The organism is Bacillus paralicheniformis (genome assembly GCF_001042485.2).
In the GTDB taxonomy this organism is placed as follows: Bacteria; Bacillota; Bacilli; order Bacillales; family Bacillaceae; genus Bacillus; species Bacillus paralicheniformis.
Map to the genome: position 1 here is coordinate 235,444 of NZ_LBMN02000001.1, position 19,603 is coordinate 255,046.

The following is a 19,603-nucleotide window of genomic DNA, read 5'->3' on the forward strand; positions in this document are numbered from 1 at the left end:
CACGATGAATGTTAAACGATCCCTCCTGTTCATTATTGTACTATGTCTGACGCTGTTTTTTCATAGCTCGGCTCAAGCAGGAGAAAAAAATAAACCGGAAATTAAAAGCGTTTCCGCCATATTGATCGATGGGAAATCGGGGCAGGTCCTCTATGAAAAAAACAGCCGCAAAAAAATGTACCCGGCCAGCATTACAAAAATTGCCACGGCGATTTATGCAATAGAAAACGGAGATCTAGAAGATCGTGTGAAAGTCAGCAAAAATGCTGCTCAAACGGAAGGATCAAGCGTATATCTGGAAGCGGGGGAGTCGGTTCCATTAAAACGGCTGCTCCAAGGGCTGCTGATGAATTCGGGAAATGACGCCGGAACGGCGATCGCCGAACATGTCAGCGGAAGCGTGAAACAGTTTGCGGATGATTTGAACGCGTTTATTGCTGAGCATGCCGGAGTGCATGACACTCATTTTGTGAATCCTCACGGACTGTTTGACAAAAATCATTATACGACGTCCGCTGACATGGCGAGAATTACCGAGTACGCAATGAAAAACAAAACGTTTCGAGCGCTTTTTTCGGAAAAGCAAACGTCATGGCACGGACAGACGTGGGACACGACGCTGAAAAACCATCACCGAATGCTGACAGGTGAGATTCCTTACAAAGGAATAACCGGCGGCAAAACAGGATTTGTGGATGAATCAAAGCATACCCTTGTCACAACGGCAACACGGGGCAGCCTTAATTTAATCGCCGTCATCATGAAGGCCGATAGCAAGAAAATGATGTACAGCGATACAAAAACGCTTCTGGATGAAGGATTTCACAATTACGAGACACAAGAACTCAAAAAGGGAGAGGCGTTTACCGACCAGAACGGGACAAGCCATGAACTGAAAAACCCTTTATACGTGACGAAAAAGAAAGGCGAAGCCCTGAGTGAAAATGTAGACAGCGACGGAATTCTGAACATTAAAGGAGAGGACGGCAGGCTGCTTCAGGCCCTGCAAATCGCAGAACCATTCAGCGCGGAAATATCAAGCGGCACAGATGCTGTTCAAGGCCCGCCGCAAAGTAAAGGCGGATTGTATTTATTTGTGTTCGGCCTAATCGGTTTATTGACGGCCAGCTATGCGGTCAAACGGATGAGGCAGCTGTAATATGATCAGGGAAGAGGCGTGCCGGCTCACAAGCCGGCCGTTTTTTATTTGCCCTGAAAAGCCAAATTTATCTTATAATGGAAACAAGCCAATGAAAGGGGACGGGAACAATGACATTTCATCAACTTAAAGATACGTGGGATCTCGAGGTTTTCTTTAAAGGCGGGAGCGGCTCCGTCGAGTTCCGTCAATATTTAAATGAAATTAAAGCACTGCTTTCAACTTTTAAACGCTCTGCCGAGGCTCTTACCGTCTCAAAAAGCGGTCTTGATGAATTGAAGGAAACACTGGCGCTTTTTGAAACAATTGATGTTAAAATCCGCGAAGCAGACGCTTTTGTCGGATGTCTCCAAGCGCAGGACACTGCGGATTTAAAGGCGAATGCCCTTAATTTTGAGGTCACCCAGCTCGCTGCCGATGCTCAGAAGGCGCTGGTCGTGCTTGACAGCAAATTTGCCGTTGTCTCAAATGAAGAATGGGAAGCGATCCTTCAAGAAGAAGGCATTTCCAATATCGCTTATATTTTGAATGAGAGAAGGGAGCGGGTAACGGAAAAGCTTGGTTCCGAACAGGAAACATTGATTCAAGGTTTGTCTGTTGACGGATATCATGCTTGGGGCGATATGTACGACAGCATCGTCGACCAAATTCAAATCCCGTATGAAGAAGATGGCGAGACGAAAATTCTGTCTGTCGGACAGGCGCAGAACCTGACATCTAAACCTGACAGAAAGATCCGCCGCTCCGTATCGGAAAATTTGGACCACGGCTGGGAACAGCACGCTGATTTGCTCAGCAGCACGCTGAATCACCTCGCCGGTTTCAGACTGAACGTCTATGAGGCGAGAGGCTGGGACAATGTATTAAAAGAACCCCTGGACATCAATCGCATGAAGCAGGAAACCCTTGATGTCATGTGGCAGGTCATTATTGATCATAAAAAGCCGTTTGCAGACTATCTTTCCCGGAAGGCGTCTATCTTTGAGCTGGATAAACTGAGCTGGTATGACGTCGAAGCGCCGATCGGTTCAGCGGCAAAGGAATATTCGTATCAAGAGGCAGCCGCTTTTATTACCGGGCAGTTTAAAACGTTTGGAGAAAAGCTCTCCTCCTTTGCTGAAAAAGCGCTCAGAGACAGATGGGTTGAAGCTGAGGACAGGGGAGGCAAACGCCCGGGCGGCTTTTGCGCCAATTTTCCTGACAGCGGGGAATCGAGAATATTTATGACATTTGCAGGAAGCCAGTCAAACGTTTCCACGCTGGCGCATGAGCTTGGCCATGCCTTTCATCAGGAATCCATGCTGGACGTCAGACCGCTAAACAGGGCGTACGCGATGAACGTGGCGGAAACCGCGTCTACTTTTGCAGAAATGATCGTGGCTGATGCGGCATTAAAACAAGCCGGTTCAGACGAAGAAAAACTCGTCCTTCTGGAAGATAAAGTCCAGCGAAGCGTCGCCTTTTTTATGAACATTCACGCGAGGTTTCTATTTGAAACCCGCTTTTACGATGAACGAAAAAACGGCGTCGTATCCGCCGGAAGACTGAACGAGCTGATGGAAGAAGCTCAGAAAGAAGCGTTTTGCGGCGCGCTTGGCGAGTATCATCCGTATTTTTGGGCATCAAAGCTTCATTTTTATATTACGTCTGTCCCGTTCTACAATTTTCCTTATACGTTCGGCTACTTGTTTTCGCTTGGCATTTACGCGCAAGCGCTGAAAGAGGGGGCGGCGTTTGAAGAAAAATATATCGCGCTCTTAAAAGATACAGCCTCCATGTCTGTTGAGGAACTGGCGATGAAGCATCTCGGCGCCGATCTGACGAAGCGGGATTTCTGGGAAGCGGCCATTCAGCCGGCTGTCCGTGATGCAGAAGCATTGTTAGAGATGATATAAAGGCTTCCGCTGAGAGATTGAATGAGTTTCCGCAAAGTGGACATAGCTAAGGATAATGTGCATAGAGGAGATGAACGGTATGAACCTATTTCGGATGGCCGTTATCGCTCTCGTCATGATCCTGATGACCGGCTGCCGTTCAATAGCGGAAGAACATGCCGAAGGCAAGGAGGCCGTTCCCGATAACGCTCCTGTTTCAGATGTGGAAAGCGTGCCTTACGCTGCATTTGCATTGGAAGTGAACTATGGCCGTGGAAAGCACAATTCGTTTACAGCCGTATACGACAAACAGGAGCGGGAAGAAGCATCGATTAAAGACCACCTGAACGGAGCGGACCGCGAAGGGGAAGAAGCTTTAAACGAAATGAAAATGGTTTTAAGCGAGCTTTCGATCGCCAAATCCGATTCAAAGCAGGACGTGATCAGCAATGTGCTCGAGGCTTTCAATCTTGATGAGCGATATGACCTGTTTCATCTGCGGGTGAAATGGCCGGATGGTACGTCAAGAATCTATCACGGAAAATAAACAAAAGAGCATTTCCAACGGCGGAAATGCTCTTTTTTGCTTACGATTTTAAAAAGTATTTTTCGATGTCATCAAGGAACAGATACGCTGCTTTGACACCGCCGGCCGTCGTCCAGATCGCATCGTCGACTTCGTGGGCGTTTCCGGTTTTGACAGCGTTCAATTTTTTCCAAAGCGGATCGCTTGTCCAATCGTTTTGCCATGTTTCGGCCTCTGTTTTGCTTTCGGCAGGTTTATATGTGAAATAGAACAGGACATCCCCATCCATTTCAGGGATCGATTCTTTATTTTCCGTCATAAAAACAAATTTGTCGTCTTGTTTTTCAAACAGTTTTTCCTGTTTTTCCGGATACTTAAAACCGAGCTGATCCAAGATGATTCCCGGGAAAGAATCTTTATAGTAAATCCTTGATTGGCCGGCCATAAATCTGACAACCGACACCCGTTTCTTTTTCTGGTCGCCGAGCTTGTCGCTTAATTCGCTGACTTTTTTATCGAAATCTTCTAAAACTTCTTTGCCCTTTTCCTCTTTGTTTACCGCTTTCGCGTAGAGGGAGAAGTTGTCTTTCCATTCGCCGCGCAGCGTTTCAGAGAAGACAGTCGGAGCAATTTTTTCAAGCTTGTCGTAGATTTTTTCATGTCTCATTTTATTCCCGATGATTAAATCAGGCTTTAGCTCGGCTATCGCTTCGATATTCGGTTCGCCTTCGAGCCCGACTTGCTTAACGCCTTTCATATCGGCTTGAATATGCTTATACCAAGGATCGCCTGTCCAGGATTTGACTGCACCCACAGGTTTGATTCCGAGTTCCAAAAGCGCTTCGGTTCCTTCATTTGTCAGGACGACGACTCTTTTTGGGTCTGCAGGCACTCGTTCTTCCGTACCCATTGCGTGTTTAACGGTGATCGTATCTTTATTCTCTCCGCCCTTTGCAGAGTCATCCTTGCCTCCGCCGCAGGCTGCAAGAATTGAAATCGCTAACAAAGCGATAAATCCAACAATTGACCATCTCTTCATGTGTGTCCTCCTTAGGTATGTAAGTCATTCATCCTGATCATAATTTTTGATCAGAATTTTGTCAATTGTTAATTGAAAATGATTTTCAAGATCAATGTTATCTGATACAATAACCAGTAGATGTTTCAGTCAAACTAGGAGAATTTTAATTTATGCTCTTAAGAACGAATAAATATAGAACAATCGCACTACTGTCTTTTATTTTGGTGCTGGTTGCCGCCGTTTGCGCTAGTATCGTATACGGTTATACGAATACGTCATGGTCGATGGCCTACAAGGCTTTTACGGGCTTCAGCGGCTCTAATGAACATCTTGTCATCAAAAACGTGCGTTTGCCGCGCGCGCTGATTGCTGCAACTGTCGGCGCTTCCCTCGGAGTTGCCGGCGCTTTAATGCAGGCGATGACAAAAAACCCGCTTGCTTCCCCGGGAATTTTCGGCGTGAACGCGGGTGCCGGTTTCTTTGTTGTTGGAGCGCTGTTTTTCTATCACGTCAGTTCGCTTCAGACGATTGCATGGATCTCGTTTTTTGGTGCAGCGTTTGCCGCGCTTGTCGTCTATTTTGTCGGCTCTCTCGGAAGGGAAGGGCTGACGCCGGTCAAGCTGACGCTTGCAGGGGCGGCGATGTCAGCGCTGTTCTCATCATTGACGCAAGGCATGCTTTCCGTTAATGAAGCAGCTCTTGAGCAGGCGCTGTTTTGGCTTGCGGGCTCTGTCCAGGGGCGCGACCTCAGCCTCTTGGTCTCCGTCCTTCCATATATCGTGCCGGCATTCATCATCAGCTTTTTACTCGGGTCGAAAATCAATGTCTTAACGATGGGGGAGGAAGTGGCAAAAAGCCTCGGCCAGAAAACGTGGCTGATCAAAGCGTTGATGGCGGTTTCGATTATCCTGCTTGCCGGGGGATCTGTCGCCGTCGCCGGGCCGATCGGTTTTATCGGTATTGTTATCCCGCATTTTGCAAAATTTATCGTCGGCCACGACCATCGCTGGGTTCTTCCGTACTGTGCCGTGCTGGGAGCCATCCTGCTTGTAACCGCAGATATTGGCGCAAGGTACCTGATTATGCCTGAAGAAGTGCCTGTCGGCGTCATGACAGCCATCATTGGGACACCCATTTTTGTCTATATCGCGAGAAGGGGGTTCCAAAAATGAAAAATTACCGCACGCTGAGAATCGGAAAAGGCGGCATTTCATTGTTGATCGGCAGAAAAGCACTGTTTTCGTTCGTGATCCTATTGGTGTTGACGGCTTGTGCAGTCATCCTCAGCGCCGGCATCGGTGAACGTTTTATTTCTCCGGGCGCCGTCGCGAAAACGTTTTTGGGCATGGGGGATCCGGGCGATGACCTGATCATCATGTCCTTCAGGATGCCGCGGATTTTGGTCGCTCTGTTTGCCGGAATCTGTCTGGCGGCAGCCGGATCGATCCTTCAGGGTCTGATCCGCAATCCGCTCGCTTCGCCGGATATTATCGGTGTGACCGGCGGGGCTTCAGTCGCCGTTGTCTTGTTTTTAATGCTGTTTTCCAATAAAAACAATGCGCTTACGGTCAGCATCAGCTGGCTCCCGGTTGCCGCATTTATCGGCGCGGCTCTCGCCGGAATGCTCGTTTATTTTCTTTCATATAAAAACGGCTCTTCGACTTTCAGGCTCGTTTTGATCGGAATCGGATTTTCGATGCTTGCCCAGTCGCTGACGACATTGTTTATGATAAAAGGACCGATATACAGAATGTCTCAGGCGAACGTCTGGATTACCGGATCAGTATATGGATCGAACTGGCAGGATGTGAATATTTTAATGCCGGCTGCGCTTGTCCTTTTGCTGATATCCGCAGCCGCCGCCAGAAACGTCAACATTCAGACGCTTGGTGAAGAACTGGCGACAGGAGCGGGCAGCTCGGTTCAGCGGAACCGCTTTTTGCTCCTTCTGCTGAGCACGGCTTTTGCCGGAATTGCCGTTGCCTTTGCCGGAACCGTCGGATTTGTCGGTTTGATGGCCCCGCATATCGCAAGAAGGCTTGTCGGTTCATCATTCGGCGCCCTCTTGCCGGTTGCAGCGCTGATCGGAGGATTGCTTGTGCTGATTGCCGACATCATCGGACGCACGCTTTTTTCTCCCGTTGAAGTGCCTGCCGGTGTGTTTACTGCAGCGATCGGCGCCCCTTACTTTATCTACTTGCTGTATAAAAGCAGAAACCAATAAAAGGAGAGATTTCATTTATGAGTGCCATTTCAACAGAAACGTTAAGCTTAGGTTATGGAGAAACAATCATTATTGATGAGTTAAACTTAACGATCCCAAAAGGTGAAATCACCGTATTTATCGGCAGCAACGGCTGCGGTAAGTCGACTCTCCTTCGGTCTCTCGCACGTTTGATGAAGCCAAAGGGCGGTTCAGTGCTTCTCGAAGGCAGCTCCATCGCCAAACTTCCCACGAAAGAAGTGGCAAAGGAGCTGGCCATTCTGCCTCAAGGCCCTTCGGCTCCGGAAGGCCTGACCGTTCTCCAGCTCGTTAAGCAGGGGCGGTACCCTTACCAAAACTGGCTGAAGCAATGGTCGGCGGAAGATGAAGAGGCTGTGCAAAAGGCTTTGAAAGCGACAAGAATGGAAGAACTGGCCGAGCGCACAGTCGATTCCTTGTCAGGAGGCCAGCGGCAGCGCGCCTGGATCGCGATGACGCTCGCCCAGGAAACGGATATCATATTACTGGATGAACCGACGACATACTTGGATATGACGCATCAAATTGAAATTCTGGACCTTTTGTTTGAATTAAATGAACACGAAAAGCGCACGATCGTGATGGTGCTGCACGATTTGAACCTTGCCTGCCGCTACGCTCACCACCTCGTCGCGATTAAAGATAAAAAGATATATGCCGAAGGCCGGCCTGAATCCATTATCAACTGCAAGCTTGTGCAGGACGTTTTTGAAATGGACTGCGAAGTGACGAAAGATCCGCTTTTCGGCACGCCGCACTGCATTCCGTACGGAAGAGGAAGATGCATCGTCCAGCAGGTGGTTCAGTCCCATGCTTAATTTAACAAAAGAGGAGCTTGAGTCATTGCTTCGTTTTCGCCTTGGAACGAAGCAGACCGGCTCCTTATTCTCTGTTAAAGGAAACAAGCTCCTTGATGAGGATTTTTTAGAACGTTATGTAGAAGATATTAAAGACAGGCTGAACGCTCCGAATCAAAAAGTTGCGGCTTCAATGCTCGTCAAGCGCAGCGGGATGCTGGCTGCGCTGCATTTCTATCTGTTTACGGTTTGGGGAAAGCGCTTGCCAACCGCTCCTGCTTCCGTGTCATGGGAGATAGAAGCCGATGATCGAGGGTGGACGCCGTCGTTTTATTTTCACAAAGGTGCTGAGCTTATCGAAGCGGATCGCACCGAAGAACTGAAAAGATTGACTGAGGATATCTTCAGGTGCCACCTTGGCGGCCTGATCGCGGCCTGTCGGCGGGTATTTTCGATTTCAAAGCATATTCTTTGGGAAAATATTGCCGTTTATCTGTATTGGATGTATGACACGCTTCTGGAAGATCCGAAACTCAAGGCGCGGGCGGCGCAAGATTTTCATTTTCTTCTTTTTGAAGCTGAGCCAGGCCTTTTTGAAGAAGGGGCGGACGAAAATCCTCTCAAAAGGTTTTATCCCGGACAGCATGCGGAGGATCGGACACGCACGACTTGCTGTCTGTATTATGCAACAGACAACAACGGCGTCAAATGCAGGACATGCCCGAGAAATAAACGTAAAGAAAGGGTGTCGTGAGTGGAAAAACTAAAGGAGCAGCTGGATGGACTTGTTGAGAAATATACGGAGCTGCTTTTAGGTGAAACGGACGAAGAACTGAAAGAACAGGTGAAGATGTGGATCATCTACAGCCATATCGCCAAAAGCATGCCGCCTCTCGCCAAGCATTGGAACGGAGCGTATCCGGATGCGAAGCAGGAGATAAAAGAAGTGATCCGCCAGATTAAAGAACGAAATGAAGCGCACCGAGCGGCTAATCAAAAAAAATAAGCAGGGAGACTCCTCTGCTTATTTTTTGTTTATTGGTTTTGCTGATATGGCGACTGGTCTTGCAATGTAGAATGGAACTGTTGATAGGACTGCTGGATTTTCTGGGCATCTTCTGCCTCCACCTTGTACCATCCGTTTTGAAACATCACCTGATACAATCTGCGCTGTACGTTTTGCGCCTCGTTAAACAGCGGCTGAACGGCCTGGTAAAGCGACTCATGGCTTAATTCATTAAGCGCTGTCGAGTATGCTGCCGTCATGTATTTTTCGGTTGTCAGCAGTTCGTTGACAAAATCCCTGTCATTCATCGCGCTCGTTTTCGGGACAGGAGTTTCCTGATTGCCGATTTTCTGTTGGTTTTGCTGATTCATCATTGACCTCCTATTGCATGTATGCTGACGGGTTTTGCGTTTGATTTTGACGAAGCTGCTCCAATATCACATTGTAATGGTGATGGTGCATTTGTCCGACCCTGTCGAGTTCTGTTTTAAGAGACTGATCCTGGCACTGGTCCGCCATAAAATGTGCTTTTTTCATCGCGAGCAAGTTCCAGTTCAGCATATCCGTCAAATACAGATGATCCTTTGTTGAAATGACCGGCGGCGGTGTTGTCATTTCTTGCTGTTGCTGCATGCGTCTGCCTCCTTTTAGCGTTTAGTTTTAGATTTCCTAACACATCGGAAATTTATACCGGATGCTTAAAGGGGGCTTAGTGATCTTCAGGAACATCCATATTATGCTTTTTATATTGCTGGTTTTGGCTTGTCCGTTTTCCGCCCGCATCCGCCTTTTTATAATCCGGACCTGCATTGCCTTTTATGCTTGCGGCGCTGACTGCGGCTGAAGATGGATTTTTTCTTTCACGTACCAAGGCCTTCACCTCCTCTCTATTGGTTTGTCCCAAAAGCGGGGAAACATGTAACCGCGGCAAAATACCCGCTGAAAAAATTTCAGAAATTTTGCACCAAGTTATTGAACTCGCTTCCAAAATCTTTTAAGATGAAAGAAGACAGGAGAGTTTATTTTTTTGGAGCAAAAATGAATGAGTATTCATTCAAAGTGGGGGAGGATCTTTCATGGTCAAGCATATTCGTAAAGCCGCCGTTATCGGTTCCGGTGTAATGGGTTCCGGAATCGCGGCTCACTTAGCCAATATCGGGATTCCTGTGTTACTGCTCGATATGGTGCCGCGTGAATTAACAGATGAGGAAAGAAAAAAAAGCCGCACCCTTGAAGACCCGGATGTGCGCAACCGGCTGGCACAGTCAGCCGTACAAAAGCTGCTAAAGCAAAAACCGGCTCCGCTTACTTCGAAGAAGAATATCAGCCGTATCACCACAGGGAACACAGAAGACGATTTTGAAAAAATTAAAGATGCCGACTGGATTATTGAAGTTGTTGTCGAAAACCTGGAGATCAAGAAGCAAGTGTTTTCAAAAGTCGATCAATACAGAAAACACGGAAGCATCGTCAGCAGCAATACATCAGGCATCTCCGTCAGGCAGATGGCGGAGGGAAGGTCCGCTGATTTTAAAAAGCACTTTTTAGGAACGCACTTTTTTAACCCGGCCCGCTATTTAAAGCTGCTTGAGGTGATTCCGATTGATGAAACGGATCCCGGGGTGCTGGACTTTATGAAGAAATTCGGCGAAGACGTACTTGGCAAAGGGGTTGTTGAAGCGAAAGACACGCCAAACTTTATCGCCAACCGCATCGGAACATACGGCTTGCTTGTGACGGTTCAGGAAATGCTGAAAGGCGGCTACACGATAGGCGAAGTCGATTCGATTACAGGTCCGCTGATCGGGCGCCCGAAAAGCGCAACTTTCAGAACGCTCGATGTCGTCGGGCTTGATACATTTTCGCACGTTGCCAAAAATGTCTATAACCAAGTCACTGGTGAAGAAAAAAACGTTTTCCGGCTGCCTGAATTTATTGAACAAATGCTCGAAAGAGGCTGGATCGGAAGCAAAGCGAAACAAGGTTTTTACAAAAAAGAAGGAAAAGACATCCTTGAGCTTGATCCGATGACGATGACCTACAGCAAACGCCAAACATTAAAAACATCGGGACTTGAAGCGGCCAAGCAAATGAAAGGCGCAGGAGCGAGATTGAAAGCGCTTATTTATTCAGATGACAGAGCGGGAAGCCTTCTTTGGAACATGACAGCTCCGACGCTTGTCTATTCGGCTGAGCTGACAGGGGAAATCGCTGACAGCATATCGGCGATTGATCAGGCGATGAAATGGGGGTTCGGCTGGTCGGAAGGGCCGTTTGAAATGTGGGACAGCATCGGTGTGAAAAACGCGGTGCAAAAGCTTGAAGCAGAGGGCTGGAAAGTCGCGGACTGGGTGAAGGAAATGCTCGCAAAAGGACATGAGACCTTCTACCTTAAGGAAAACGGAAAGACGTTCTGCTACTGTTTTGAAAGCGGCGAATACAGGGCGCTTCAAGAAAACAAAAAAACGATCCATTTGTCGTCACTCAAAGAAACAAAAGGCGTTATCAAGAAAAACAGCGGGGCAAGTTTGATCGATTTAGGCGACGATGTCGCCCTGCTCGAATTTCATTCGAAAAGCAATGCAATCGGACTCGACATCATCCAAATGCTGAAATTCGCTCTAGAGGAAGTAGACGCCAATTATAAAGGACTTGTGATCGGCAACCAGGGCAAAAATTTCTGCGTCGGAGCCAATCTTGCGATGATGCTGATGGAAGCCCAAGACGACAACTATATGGAAATTGACATGATCATCCGTCAGTTCCAGGAGACGATGATGAAAGTGAAATACAGTACCAAGCCGGTCGTCGCCGCTCCGTTCGGGATGACGCTTGGCGGGGGGACTGAGCTTTGCCTGCCTGCAGCCCGTGTTCAAGCTTCAAGTGAATCATACATGGGCCTTGTTGAAACAGGCGTCGGTCTGATTCCGGGCGGCGGAGGCAATAAAGAGCTTTATTTAAACTACTTGAAGGGGCTGCCTGAAGGCGTTAAACCGGATATCCAGGAGGCCGCCATCAAGACGTTTGAGACAATTGCCCTTGCAAAAACGTCGACTTCGGCTCAAGAAGCGAAAGAGCTGAACATCTTAACCGCAGAGGATCAAATCAGCATCAACCAGGATCACTTGTTATACGATGCTAAAAAACTCGTCCTGACGCTTTCCGAAAGCGGCTACCGTCCGCCGGTTAAAAAGAAAGTTCCAGTGACGGGCGAAACCGGCTATGCGGCGCTCCTGCTCGGTGCGGAATCGTTAAAGCTGTCCGGCGCCATCTCTGAACACGACATGAAGATAGCGAAAAAGCTGGCGTTTGTCATCGCGGGCGGGAGGGTTCCATTCGGCGCTGAAGTAACGGAAGAATACTTGCTCAATTTGGAAAGAGAAGCTTTCCTGAGCCTTGTGAGCGAACCGAAAACGCAGGCGAGAATGCAGCATATGCTTGTAAAAGGCAAACCTTTGCGTAATTAAGGAGGGAAAATAATGAAAGAGGCAGTTATTGTATCGGGGGCGAGAACCCCGATCGGAAAAGCAAAAAAAGGCTCATTGAGGACTGTCCGTCCCGATGATTTAGGCGCATATGCCGTGAGAGAGACGCTGAAAAGAGCTGGCGGTTATGAAGGGAATATCGATGATTTAATCATCGGCTGCGCTACGCCGGAAGCCGAACAAGGGTTGAATATGGCGCGCAATATCGGGGCGCTTGCCGGTCTGCCGCACACAGTTCCGGCCGTTACGATCAACAGATATTGTTCTTCAGGACTTCAATCAATCGCTTACGGGGCCGAAAAAATCATGCTTGGAGCTGCCGACACGATCATTGCCGGCGGCGCTGAATCGATGAGCATCGTGCCGATGATGGGGCATATCGTCAGACCGAACGCGGCCCTCGCGGAAACAGCTCCTGAATATTATATGGGGATGGGCCATACGGCTGAACAGGTTGCCGTTAAATACGGCGTTTCCAGGGAGGATCAGGATGCATTTGCCGTCAGCAGCCATCAAAAAGCCGCCAAAGCGGTCGCGGAAGGAAAGTTCGAAGATGAAATCGTCCCGGTGGACGTCACCGTCAGAGAAGTGGATGAACATCACAAGCTGAAGGAGCGGACGTTTACTTTCTCCGCCGATGAAGGTGTGCGCCCGGGGACAACTAAAGACGTTCTGTCAACGTTAAAACCGGCGTTTTCGGCGGACGGTTCTGTTACGGCAGGGAATTCCTCGCAGACGAGCGACGGGGCGGCTGCAGTGATGATCATGGACAGAGAAAAAGCGGATGCGCTCGGGTTAAAGCCTCTGGCAAGGTTCCGTTCGTTCGCAGTCGGCGGCGTTCCGCCGGAGGTGATGGGCATCGGTCCTGTTGAAGCTGTCCCAAGGGCGCTGAAGATGGCGGGACTTGAGCTCTCGGATATCGGTTTATTCGAATTAAATGAGGCGTTTGCATCGCAAGCGATCCAGGTTATCAGGTCGCTTGGAATCGATGAAGAGAAAGTCAATGTCAACGGCGGAGCGATTGCGCTCGGACATCCGCTCGGCTGCACGGGAACAAAGCTGACGCTGACATTGATCCACGAAATGCGGCGGAGAAGCGAGCAATTCGGCGTTGTGACGATGTGCATCGGCGGAGGCATGGGAGCAGCAGGGGTATTCGAATTAGTTTAATCACAAGGGGGATGGAACAATGGAACAAACAAAAGATCATATGAAAAAAGGCGGAGCCTTTCTGATCGAAGAGGTGACGGCTGATCAGCTGTTTACACCGGAAGATTTCACGGATGAACATAAAATGATCGCCAAAACGACTGAAGATTATATTCTCGGAGATGTTTTGCCATACATCGACGAAATTGAAGAGCACAATTTCGAACACTCTGTCAGGCTTCTGAAAAAAGCCGGCGAACTCGGGCTTCTCGGTGCTGACGTTCCTGAAGAGTATGGCGGACTCGGGCTCGATAAAATCAGCTCGGCGCTGATCACCGAAAAATTCTCAAGAGCGGGAAGCTTTTCGTTATCGTACGGGGCGCACGTCGGGATCGGCACGCTTCCTATCGTATTTTTCGGAACCGAGGAGCAAAAGAAAAAGTATCTGCCGTCCCTTGCAACAGGGGAAAAATTTGCAGCCTATGCCTTAACAGAGCCGGGCTCCGGATCTGATGCATTAGGGGCAAAAACAACGGCCGTTTTGAATGAGGCGGGAACCCACTATATATTAAACGGTGAAAAGCAATGGATTACAAACTCAGCTTTTGCCGATGTTTTCATCGTCTATGCGAAAATAGACGGCGAACATTTTTCGGCCTTCATTGTGGAAAAAGATTACGCAGGTGTTTCCACAGGGCCTGAAGAGAAAAAGATGGGCATCAAAGGCTCTTCGACCCGCACGCTCATCTTAGACCAGGTTCAAGTTCCGAAAGAAAACCTTTTAGGCGAACCGGGAAAAGGGCATGTCATCGCCTTCAATATTTTAAATATCGGCCGCTATAAGCTCGCTGTCGGGACAATCGGCGCTTCCAAACGGGTCATCGAGCTGTCCGCTTCATACGCCAATCAGCGCCAGCAATTTAAGACGCCGATCTCAAAGTTCAGCTTAATCGGGGAAAAAATCGCCAATATGTCAGCCAAACTTTATGCGATGGAAAGCTCTGTCTATCGTACGGTCGGGCTGTTTGAAGACAAAATGGGCACCTTGAGCGAAGAAGAGCAAAAAGACGGGCGCCAGGTCGCAAAATCGATCGCTGAATATGCAATCGAATGCTCCCTTAACAAAGTATTCGGATCTGAAACGCTTGATTATATCGTTGATGAAGGCGTCCAAATCCATGGCGGTTACGGATTCATGCAGGAATACGAAGTGGAGCGGGCTTACCGCGATTCACGGATCAACCGGATTTTTGAAGGCACAAACGAAATCAATCGTCTCATCGTCCCGGGCACCTACTTGAAAAAAGCGATGAAAGGCGAGCTTCCTCTGTTTGGGAAAGCAAAGGCGCTTCAGGAAGAACTGATGATGCTCATGCCTGAAGAACCAGGTGACGGCGTTCTCGAACAGGAAAAGTATCTGCTGAGAAACGCCAAAAAGACCGCGCTCATGATCGCGGGACTCGCCGCGCAAAAATACGGAAAAGCGCTCGACCATGAGCAGGAAATCCTCGTTAACATCGCCGACATTGTCAGCCAGGTCTACGCGATGGAAGCAGCTATTTTGCGTACTGAAAAAGCCATCCAGGCAACCGGGGAAGACAAAAACGCCCAGAAAATTCTTTATACGCAGATTTTTGCACAAGTTGCCTTTCAGGAAATTGAAAGCCATGCCAAGGAATCGCTCATTGCGATGGAATCAGGTGATTCGCTGCGGATGATGCTGTCCGCGCTCCGCAAATTGACGCGCTTTACGCCTGTCAATGTCATTGAGAAAAAGCGCCAGGCAGCCAAGGGAGTCTTTGAAGCTGAGAAATATATCGTTTAAACGAAAAGCCCTGCTTAGGCGGGGTTTTTAGCTGTTATAGAATGGAGCACGGTTTTAGGTTTTTCATTCGATCTGTGTTAAAATTACCTCGATTAAATGAGAGGGGTGTGTATGTATGGCTTTGGATTTTTACTGGTATCCGAAATGCGGGACATGCCGTAAAGCGAAAAAATGGCTTGAAGACCATGGCAAAGAAATCAATGGGATACATATCGCAGAAGAGCCGCCAAGCAAGGAAAAACTGAAAGAGCTCTACGAGAAAAGCGGGCTTGAATTGAAGAAGTTTTTCAACACGAGCGGACAAAAATACCGTGAACTCGGCTTAAAAGACAAGCTGCAAAACATGTCTGAAGATGAGCAGCTGGAACTGCTGGCTTCGGACGGTATGCTGATCAAACGCCCGATTGCGACAGACGGCAGTAAAGTAACGGTCGGTTTTAAAGAAGATCAGTTTAAGACATACTGGTTATAACCCATCAAAATATGATATCTTCAATGTAGGATCGATTAAAACACTTTATGGAGGGGTTAGCATGAGCACACCGAAAGAGTTGCGTTATTCAGAAGAACACGAATGGGTGAAAACAGAAGGAGATAAAGTCAGAATCGGCATTACAGACTTCGCCCAATCCGAACTTGGAGACATCGTATTTGTCGAGCTTCCTGAAGTGGGAGACGAAATCAAAGCGGACGAGCCTTTTGGCAGCGTTGAATCCGTAAAGACCGTTTCTGAGCTGTATGCCCCGATCAACGGAAAAGTGGTCGAAGTGAACGAAGATCTGGAAGACAGCCCTGAATTCGTCAACGAGTCTCCGTATGAAAAGGCTTGGATGATTATCGTCGAGCCGTCCGATGCTTCTGAAATCGAAAATCTGATGACAGCCGAGCAATATGAGGACATGATAAAAGAAGACTAAGGATTATTCAGGATAGCCATGTGTCGTTTGGATACTCTATATCAAGAGGGGGTGTCCAAATTGACGCTGAAAAAAGAACGTATTGATATTACAGAACATGTGGAAAGCCGATTGAAAAACGGCGGAATGCAGCTGTACCATGAGAATGAGCTGATCGGCCGAATGACCGGCAAGGATCAATACGAGTTGAAATCTGGATATTCATTCCAAGACGAAAGATTTTACAAAACGGCGGATACCGTAAGCGGTCCGGATGCTAAATATGTAGACTGTGATGACCACCAAGGCTGGTGTTAATCGAGTCAGGCGGTGAATATTCACTGCCTTTTTTTACAAGTAAATCATTAAAGGTGATCATATGCCGGAAAATGAAAAAGTCATGATCGTCGAAGGGAAATCAGATAAGCAAAAAGTGAAGCATGTCATCGAAGAGCCCGTGGACATCATTTGCACAAACGGAACGATCAGCCAGGCAAAACTCGATGAATTCGCCGAGACGCTGTTTGATAAAGACGTTTATATCCTGGTGGATGCCGATGAATCAGGGGAAAAGCTCCGCCGTCAGCTGATGAGGGAGCTCCCCCAAGCTTCGCATCTATACATCGATAGGGTATACAAAGAAGTCGCTTCCGCCCCGAGTCAGCATGTTGCAGAAGTATTATTTCGTTCAAACATCCGGGTACATACAAAATATTTATTATAAAACGTATTGAGGTGCGGTTTAACAGATGCAAGAACTTCAAGAAAAAGAGCTGACACGGCTTGAACATGAGACCTGTCTTCTATATGTATACACGCCGTTCTGCGGAACGTGTCAGCTGGCCGGAAGAATGCTGGAAGTCGTTGATGAAATGATAAAGGACATTCCTTTTTATAAAAACAATCTCAATTATTCCCCGGCATTTGCCAAGCAGCAGGAAATAGAAAGCGTTCCGTGCTTTATCCTTTACAAAAACGGGCAAGTCGTCAAAAAAGAATACGCTTTTCACTCCGTTTCCTACTTATACGATACGATTAAACAAAATGTTGTGGATTAAGGGCGGTTTTGACATATTTCTCGGGAAATAACCAGCAAAAACTTGTCGAGCAATTCCTAAAGGAACTCCTGCGGAAGACAGAGAATCTGTAAGTATGACCAATTTACAGGAGGTTATACAGTTGGAGAAAATGGGATTGATAGAAAGAGAGGACAAGGCTCTTTTTTTAAAACCTCTATTATCTACAACGGCTTTGCTGATTACGTTTCAAGGCGAGAAAGAAGCTTTTACGTTAGCGATCAACGAAAAAGGGGAAATGGAGAAATCTTCTCTTGCAGAAAAAGCTCATTTGACCTTTTTTGGAGAGCAAAGCGAGATTATTGACCTTCTTCACGGCGATATTTCATTGCAGCATCTCGTACAGCGCGGCACTGTTCAAGTAAAAGGCTCTTTCAGAGCTTTATTGAAGCTTGAAGCGATTTTATGGCTGACGGACGGCTTTTTTAAAAACAGCGATCTTTATTCAGAGACATTTTAAAAATTTGAAAAATCGGCACATTCCGTGTATAAGTCAGACAGGGACGGGCGTTTACGTTCGTCTCTTTTCGCCGTAGGCCGATTGTCTTACGAAAAATAGTTGACAACTATTTTTTCGCATGATATCCTACTTTAAGAATTCCGATCATAATAATCAAAAAATAAATATATGTTTCTCTTATCCAGAGAGGTGGAGGGAAGTGCCCTATGAAACCCGGCAACCATCAACACGTGTTGAAATGGTGCCAATTCACGCGAAGCGTTATGCTTTGAAAGATGAGAGAAAGGCCCAGACTATTCAAAAGCCTTTCTGCTCATGTGTGCAGAAAGGCTTTTTTCATTGTTTGATCAGGAATTTAGACAACTATGAGAATTGAGCAAGAAAGCAGGTGATGGCTTTTGATAAATCTTCAAAATGTTTCAAAGATTTATCGGTCAAAGCATGGAGATGTCAATGCTGTCCAGGATGTCACCCTTACGATTAAAAAAGGTGAAATCTTCGGAATTATTGGATATAGCGGAGCTGGAAAAAGCTCCTTGATCCGTCTTTTGAACGGACTTGAACAGCCGACTTCAGGCACGGTTGAAGTAGCCGGCAGAACAATCAGTGAGATCAAAGGGAAGAAGTTGAGGAATGCAAGGCAGGAAATCAGCATGATTTTCCAGCATTTCAACCTATTGTGGTCAAGAACGGTCCGCGACAATATTGCGTTTCCGCTGGAGATCGCCGGTGTCAGCAAAGCAAAACGTCTGAAAAGAGTCGCTGAACTGATAAAGCTTGTCGGTCTTGAAGGCAAGGAAAACGCCTATCCTTCACAGCTTAGCGGAGGCCAAAAGCAGCGCGTCGGCATCGCGCGGGCGCTCGCAAACAATCCGAAAGTTCTCTTATGCGATGAAGCGACATCAGCGCTTGATCCGCAGACGACTGACTCGATCCTGGGTCTTCTGTCTGATATCAATGAAAGGCTCGGACTGACCATTGTCCTGATCACTCATGAAATGCATGTCATCAGGAAAATCTGCCACAGAGTGGCCGTCATGGAAAACGGAAAAGTCGTGGAAGAAGGCGATGTGCTGAACGTATTCCTCAAGCCGAAGGAAGAAATGACAAAGCGCTTTGTTCAGCAGGTAACAGAACCGGTGGAAACACAGGAAACGCTGAAGCATTTCCTCGAAGAAACGACATCCGGGCGGACGATCAAGCTCACCTTCGTCGGTGAAGCGGCCGAATCGCCGCTGATCACACAGATCATTCGGAAGTTCGATGTTGAAGTCAACATCCTTCAAGGCAAAATCTCGCAAACTCAGGACGGCGCATACGGTTCATTGTTCATTCATGTCGACGGACATGAAAACGAGGTCAATGATGTGGTCGATTTCATCAAGAGCCGCCAAGTAGAAGCAGAGGTGATCACGAATGTTTGAAAAACTGTTTCCAAACGTAGATATGGAGCAGCTGTGGGAAGCTACGTATGAAACGATATATATGACAGGAATTTCCCTATTGTTTGCTTTTATCATCGGAGTGATTCTCGGTATGCTGCTGTATTTGACTTCAAAAGGAAACATTTGGCAGAATCGGGTCGTGAACGGTGTCATCTCGGCAATCGTCAATGTGTTCAGGTCTATTCCTTTTATCATATTGATTATTTTGCTGCTCGGTTTCACAAAGTTTTTAATGAACACGATCCTGGGACCGAATGCCGCACTTCCGGCTTTGATTATCGCATCCGCTCCCTTCTATGCCCGCCTGGTTGAAATCGCTTTGCGCGAAGTTGATAAGGGCGTGATTGAAGCGGCGAAATCGATGGGAGCCAAAACATCGACGATCATATTTAAAGTGCTCCTGCCCGAATCGATGCCGGCCTTGATCTCTGGCATTACGGTTACGGCGATTGCACTGATCGGTTCGACGGCGATGGCCGGAGCAATCGGTTCAGGCGGACTCGGGAACCTTGCCTATGTAAACGGCTTTCAGATGAACAATCCCGATATTATACTGATCGCCACTATTTTCATCTTAGCTATTGTGTTCATCATCCAGTTTATCGGGGATTTTATAACAAATAAATTAGACAAACGTTAGGG

The 19,603-nt window shown here is 47.5% G+C and carries 23 protein-coding genes and 1 riboswitch; of the genes, 19 read left to right on the forward strand and 4 right to left on the reverse strand.

The window, feature by feature from the left end; all coding sequences use genetic code 11:
* Positions 1-4: 4 nt before the first annotated feature.
* The 3 genes from ACH97_RS01185 (at position 5) to ACH97_RS01195 (ending at position 3,580) form a co-directional block, all read left to right on the forward strand.
* The gene (locus ACH97_RS01185) at positions 5-1,159 is read left to right on the forward strand and encodes a D-alanyl-D-alanine carboxypeptidase family protein (protein WP_020452894.1); all 1,155 of its coding nucleotides are present in this window, start codon (positions 5-7) and stop codon (positions 1,157-1,159) included.
* A gap of 110 nt (positions 1,160-1,269) precedes the next feature.
* Positions 1,270-3,054 (forward strand): M3 family oligoendopeptidase, encoded by a 1,785-nt coding sequence (locus ACH97_RS01190; RefSeq protein ID WP_020452893.1) that lies wholly within the window; start codon positions 1,270-1,272, stop codon positions 3,052-3,054.
* Positions 3,055-3,133: 79 nt separating this feature from the next.
* Positions 3,134-3,580, forward strand: a complete 447-nt coding sequence (locus ACH97_RS01195; RefSeq protein ID WP_020452892.1) for a YusW family protein — start codon at positions 3,134-3,136, stop codon at positions 3,578-3,580.
* A 40-nt stretch (positions 3,581-3,620) separates the two neighbouring features.
* Here ACH97_RS01195 and ACH97_RS01200 read toward each other — a convergent pair whose 3' ends face one another.
* Positions 3,621-4,598, reverse strand: a complete 978-nt coding sequence (locus tag ACH97_RS01200; RefSeq protein ID WP_020452891.1) for an ABC transporter substrate-binding protein — start codon at positions 4,596-4,598, stop codon at positions 3,621-3,623.
* 152 nt (positions 4,599-4,750) lie between these two features.
* Between ACH97_RS01200 and ACH97_RS01205 the strand changes: the two genes are divergently transcribed.
* The 5 genes from ACH97_RS01205 to ACH97_RS01225 are packed head-to-tail and all read left to right on the forward strand — an operon-like array spanning position 4,751 to position 8,625.
* Entirely contained in the window at positions 4,751-5,752 is a 1,002-nt protein-coding gene (locus tag ACH97_RS01205; RefSeq protein ID WP_020452890.1) for a FecCD family ABC transporter permease, read from the forward strand.
* Entirely contained in the window at positions 5,749-6,804 is a 1,056-nt protein-coding gene (locus ACH97_RS01210) for a FecCD family ABC transporter permease (protein WP_020452889.1), read from the forward strand. The genes ACH97_RS01205 and ACH97_RS01210 overlap by 4 nt, the downstream gene beginning before the upstream one ends.
* Before the next feature lie 17 nt (positions 6,805-6,821).
* A complete protein-coding gene (locus tag ACH97_RS01215; protein WP_020452888.1) occupies positions 6,822-7,640 on the forward strand; it encodes an ABC transporter ATP-binding protein in 819 nt (272 codons plus the stop codon).
* Positions 7,633-8,373: an IucA/IucC family C-terminal-domain containing protein gene (locus ACH97_RS01220; protein ID WP_020452887.1), complete on the forward strand. Its 741-nt coding sequence runs from the start codon at positions 7,633-7,635 to the stop codon at positions 8,371-8,373. Before ACH97_RS01215 ends, ACH97_RS01220 begins: the two co-directional genes overlap by 8 nt.
* Positions 8,374-8,625 (forward strand): YusU family protein, encoded by a 252-nt coding sequence (locus ACH97_RS01225; protein ID WP_020452886.1) that lies wholly within the window; start codon positions 8,374-8,376, stop codon positions 8,623-8,625.
* A 29-nt stretch (positions 8,626-8,654) separates the two neighbouring features.
* On the opposite strand, the gene ACH97_RS01230 is transcribed toward ACH97_RS01225, so the two are convergent.
* The 3 genes from ACH97_RS01230 to ACH97_RS22625 form a co-directional block, all read right to left on the reverse strand.
* The gene (locus ACH97_RS01230) at positions 8,655-8,996 is read right to left on the reverse strand and encodes a spore coat protein (protein WP_009329552.1); all 342 of its coding nucleotides are present in this window, start codon (positions 8,994-8,996) and stop codon (positions 8,655-8,657) included.
* 10 nt (positions 8,997-9,006) lie between these two features.
* Positions 9,007-9,258, reverse strand: a complete 252-nt coding sequence (locus tag ACH97_RS01235; RefSeq protein ID WP_020452885.1) for a hypothetical protein — start codon at positions 9,256-9,258, stop codon at positions 9,007-9,009.
* A 76-nt stretch (positions 9,259-9,334) separates the two neighbouring features.
* The gene (locus ACH97_RS22625) at positions 9,335-9,496 is read right to left on the reverse strand and encodes a YuzL family protein (RefSeq protein WP_020452884.1); all 162 of its coding nucleotides are present in this window, start codon (positions 9,494-9,496) and stop codon (positions 9,335-9,337) included.
* A 205-nt stretch (positions 9,497-9,701) separates the two neighbouring features.
* Here ACH97_RS22625 and ACH97_RS01240 point away from each other — a divergent pair, with 205 nt between their 5' ends.
* The 11 genes from ACH97_RS01240 (at position 9,702) to ACH97_RS01290 (ending at position 19,601) form a co-directional block, all read left to right on the forward strand.
* Positions 9,702-12,092: a 3-hydroxyacyl-CoA dehydrogenase/enoyl-CoA hydratase family protein gene (locus tag ACH97_RS01240; protein ID WP_020452883.1), complete on the forward strand. Its 2,391-nt coding sequence runs from the start codon at positions 9,702-9,704 to the stop codon at positions 12,090-12,092.
* A 12-nt stretch (positions 12,093-12,104) separates the two neighbouring features.
* Entirely contained in the window at positions 12,105-13,280 is a 1,176-nt protein-coding gene (locus ACH97_RS01245; protein WP_020452882.1) for an acetyl-CoA C-acetyltransferase, read from the forward strand.
* 19 nt (positions 13,281-13,299) lie between these two features.
* On the forward strand, positions 13,300-15,084 hold the full coding sequence (locus tag ACH97_RS01250) for an acyl-CoA dehydrogenase family protein (protein ID WP_020452881.1): 1,785 nt from the start codon (positions 13,300-13,302) through the stop codon (positions 15,082-15,084).
* 115 nt (positions 15,085-15,199) lie between these two features.
* On the forward strand, positions 15,200-15,556 hold the full coding sequence (locus ACH97_RS01255) for an arsenate reductase family protein (RefSeq protein WP_020452880.1): 357 nt from the start codon (positions 15,200-15,202) through the stop codon (positions 15,554-15,556).
* A 61-nt stretch (positions 15,557-15,617) separates the two neighbouring features.
* Positions 15,618-16,001, forward strand: coding sequence for a glycine cleavage system protein GcvH (gene gcvH / locus ACH97_RS01260; RefSeq protein ID WP_020452879.1), 384 nt, complete (start codon positions 15,618-15,620; stop codon positions 15,999-16,001).
* Positions 16,002-16,061: 60 nt separating this feature from the next.
* Positions 16,062-16,298 (forward strand): YusG family protein, encoded by a 237-nt coding sequence (locus ACH97_RS01265; protein WP_020452878.1) that lies wholly within the window; start codon positions 16,062-16,064, stop codon positions 16,296-16,298.
* 61 nt (positions 16,299-16,359) lie between these two features.
* A complete protein-coding gene (locus ACH97_RS01270; protein ID WP_020452877.1) occupies positions 16,360-16,704 on the forward strand; it encodes a toprim domain-containing protein in 345 nt (114 codons plus the stop codon).
* Positions 16,705-16,729: 25 nt separating this feature from the next.
* Positions 16,730-17,038: a thioredoxin family protein gene (locus ACH97_RS01275; protein WP_020452876.1), complete on the forward strand. Its 309-nt coding sequence runs from the start codon at positions 16,730-16,732 to the stop codon at positions 17,036-17,038.
* Between the two features lie 121 nt (positions 17,039-17,159).
* Positions 17,160-17,516 carry an SCP2 sterol-binding domain-containing protein gene (locus tag ACH97_RS01280; protein WP_020452875.1) on the forward strand — a complete coding sequence of 119 codons (357 nt, stop codon included), beginning with the start codon at positions 17,160-17,162 and terminating at the stop codon, positions 17,514-17,516.
* A gap of 174 nt (positions 17,517-17,690) precedes the next feature.
* Positions 17,691-17,798, forward strand: a riboswitch (SAM riboswitch).
* Positions 17,799-17,914: 116 nt separating this feature from the next.
* A complete protein-coding gene (metN, locus tag ACH97_RS01285) occupies positions 17,915-18,940 on the forward strand; it encodes a methionine ABC transporter ATP-binding protein MetN (RefSeq protein ID WP_020452874.1) in 1,026 nt (341 codons plus the stop codon).
* Positions 18,933-19,601 carry a methionine ABC transporter permease gene (locus ACH97_RS01290; protein ID WP_003185053.1) on the forward strand — a complete coding sequence of 223 codons (669 nt, stop codon included), beginning with the start codon at positions 18,933-18,935 and terminating at the stop codon, positions 19,599-19,601. The genes metN and ACH97_RS01290 overlap by 8 nt, the downstream gene beginning before the upstream one ends.
* The last annotated feature ends 2 nt before the right edge of the window (positions 19,602-19,603 follow it).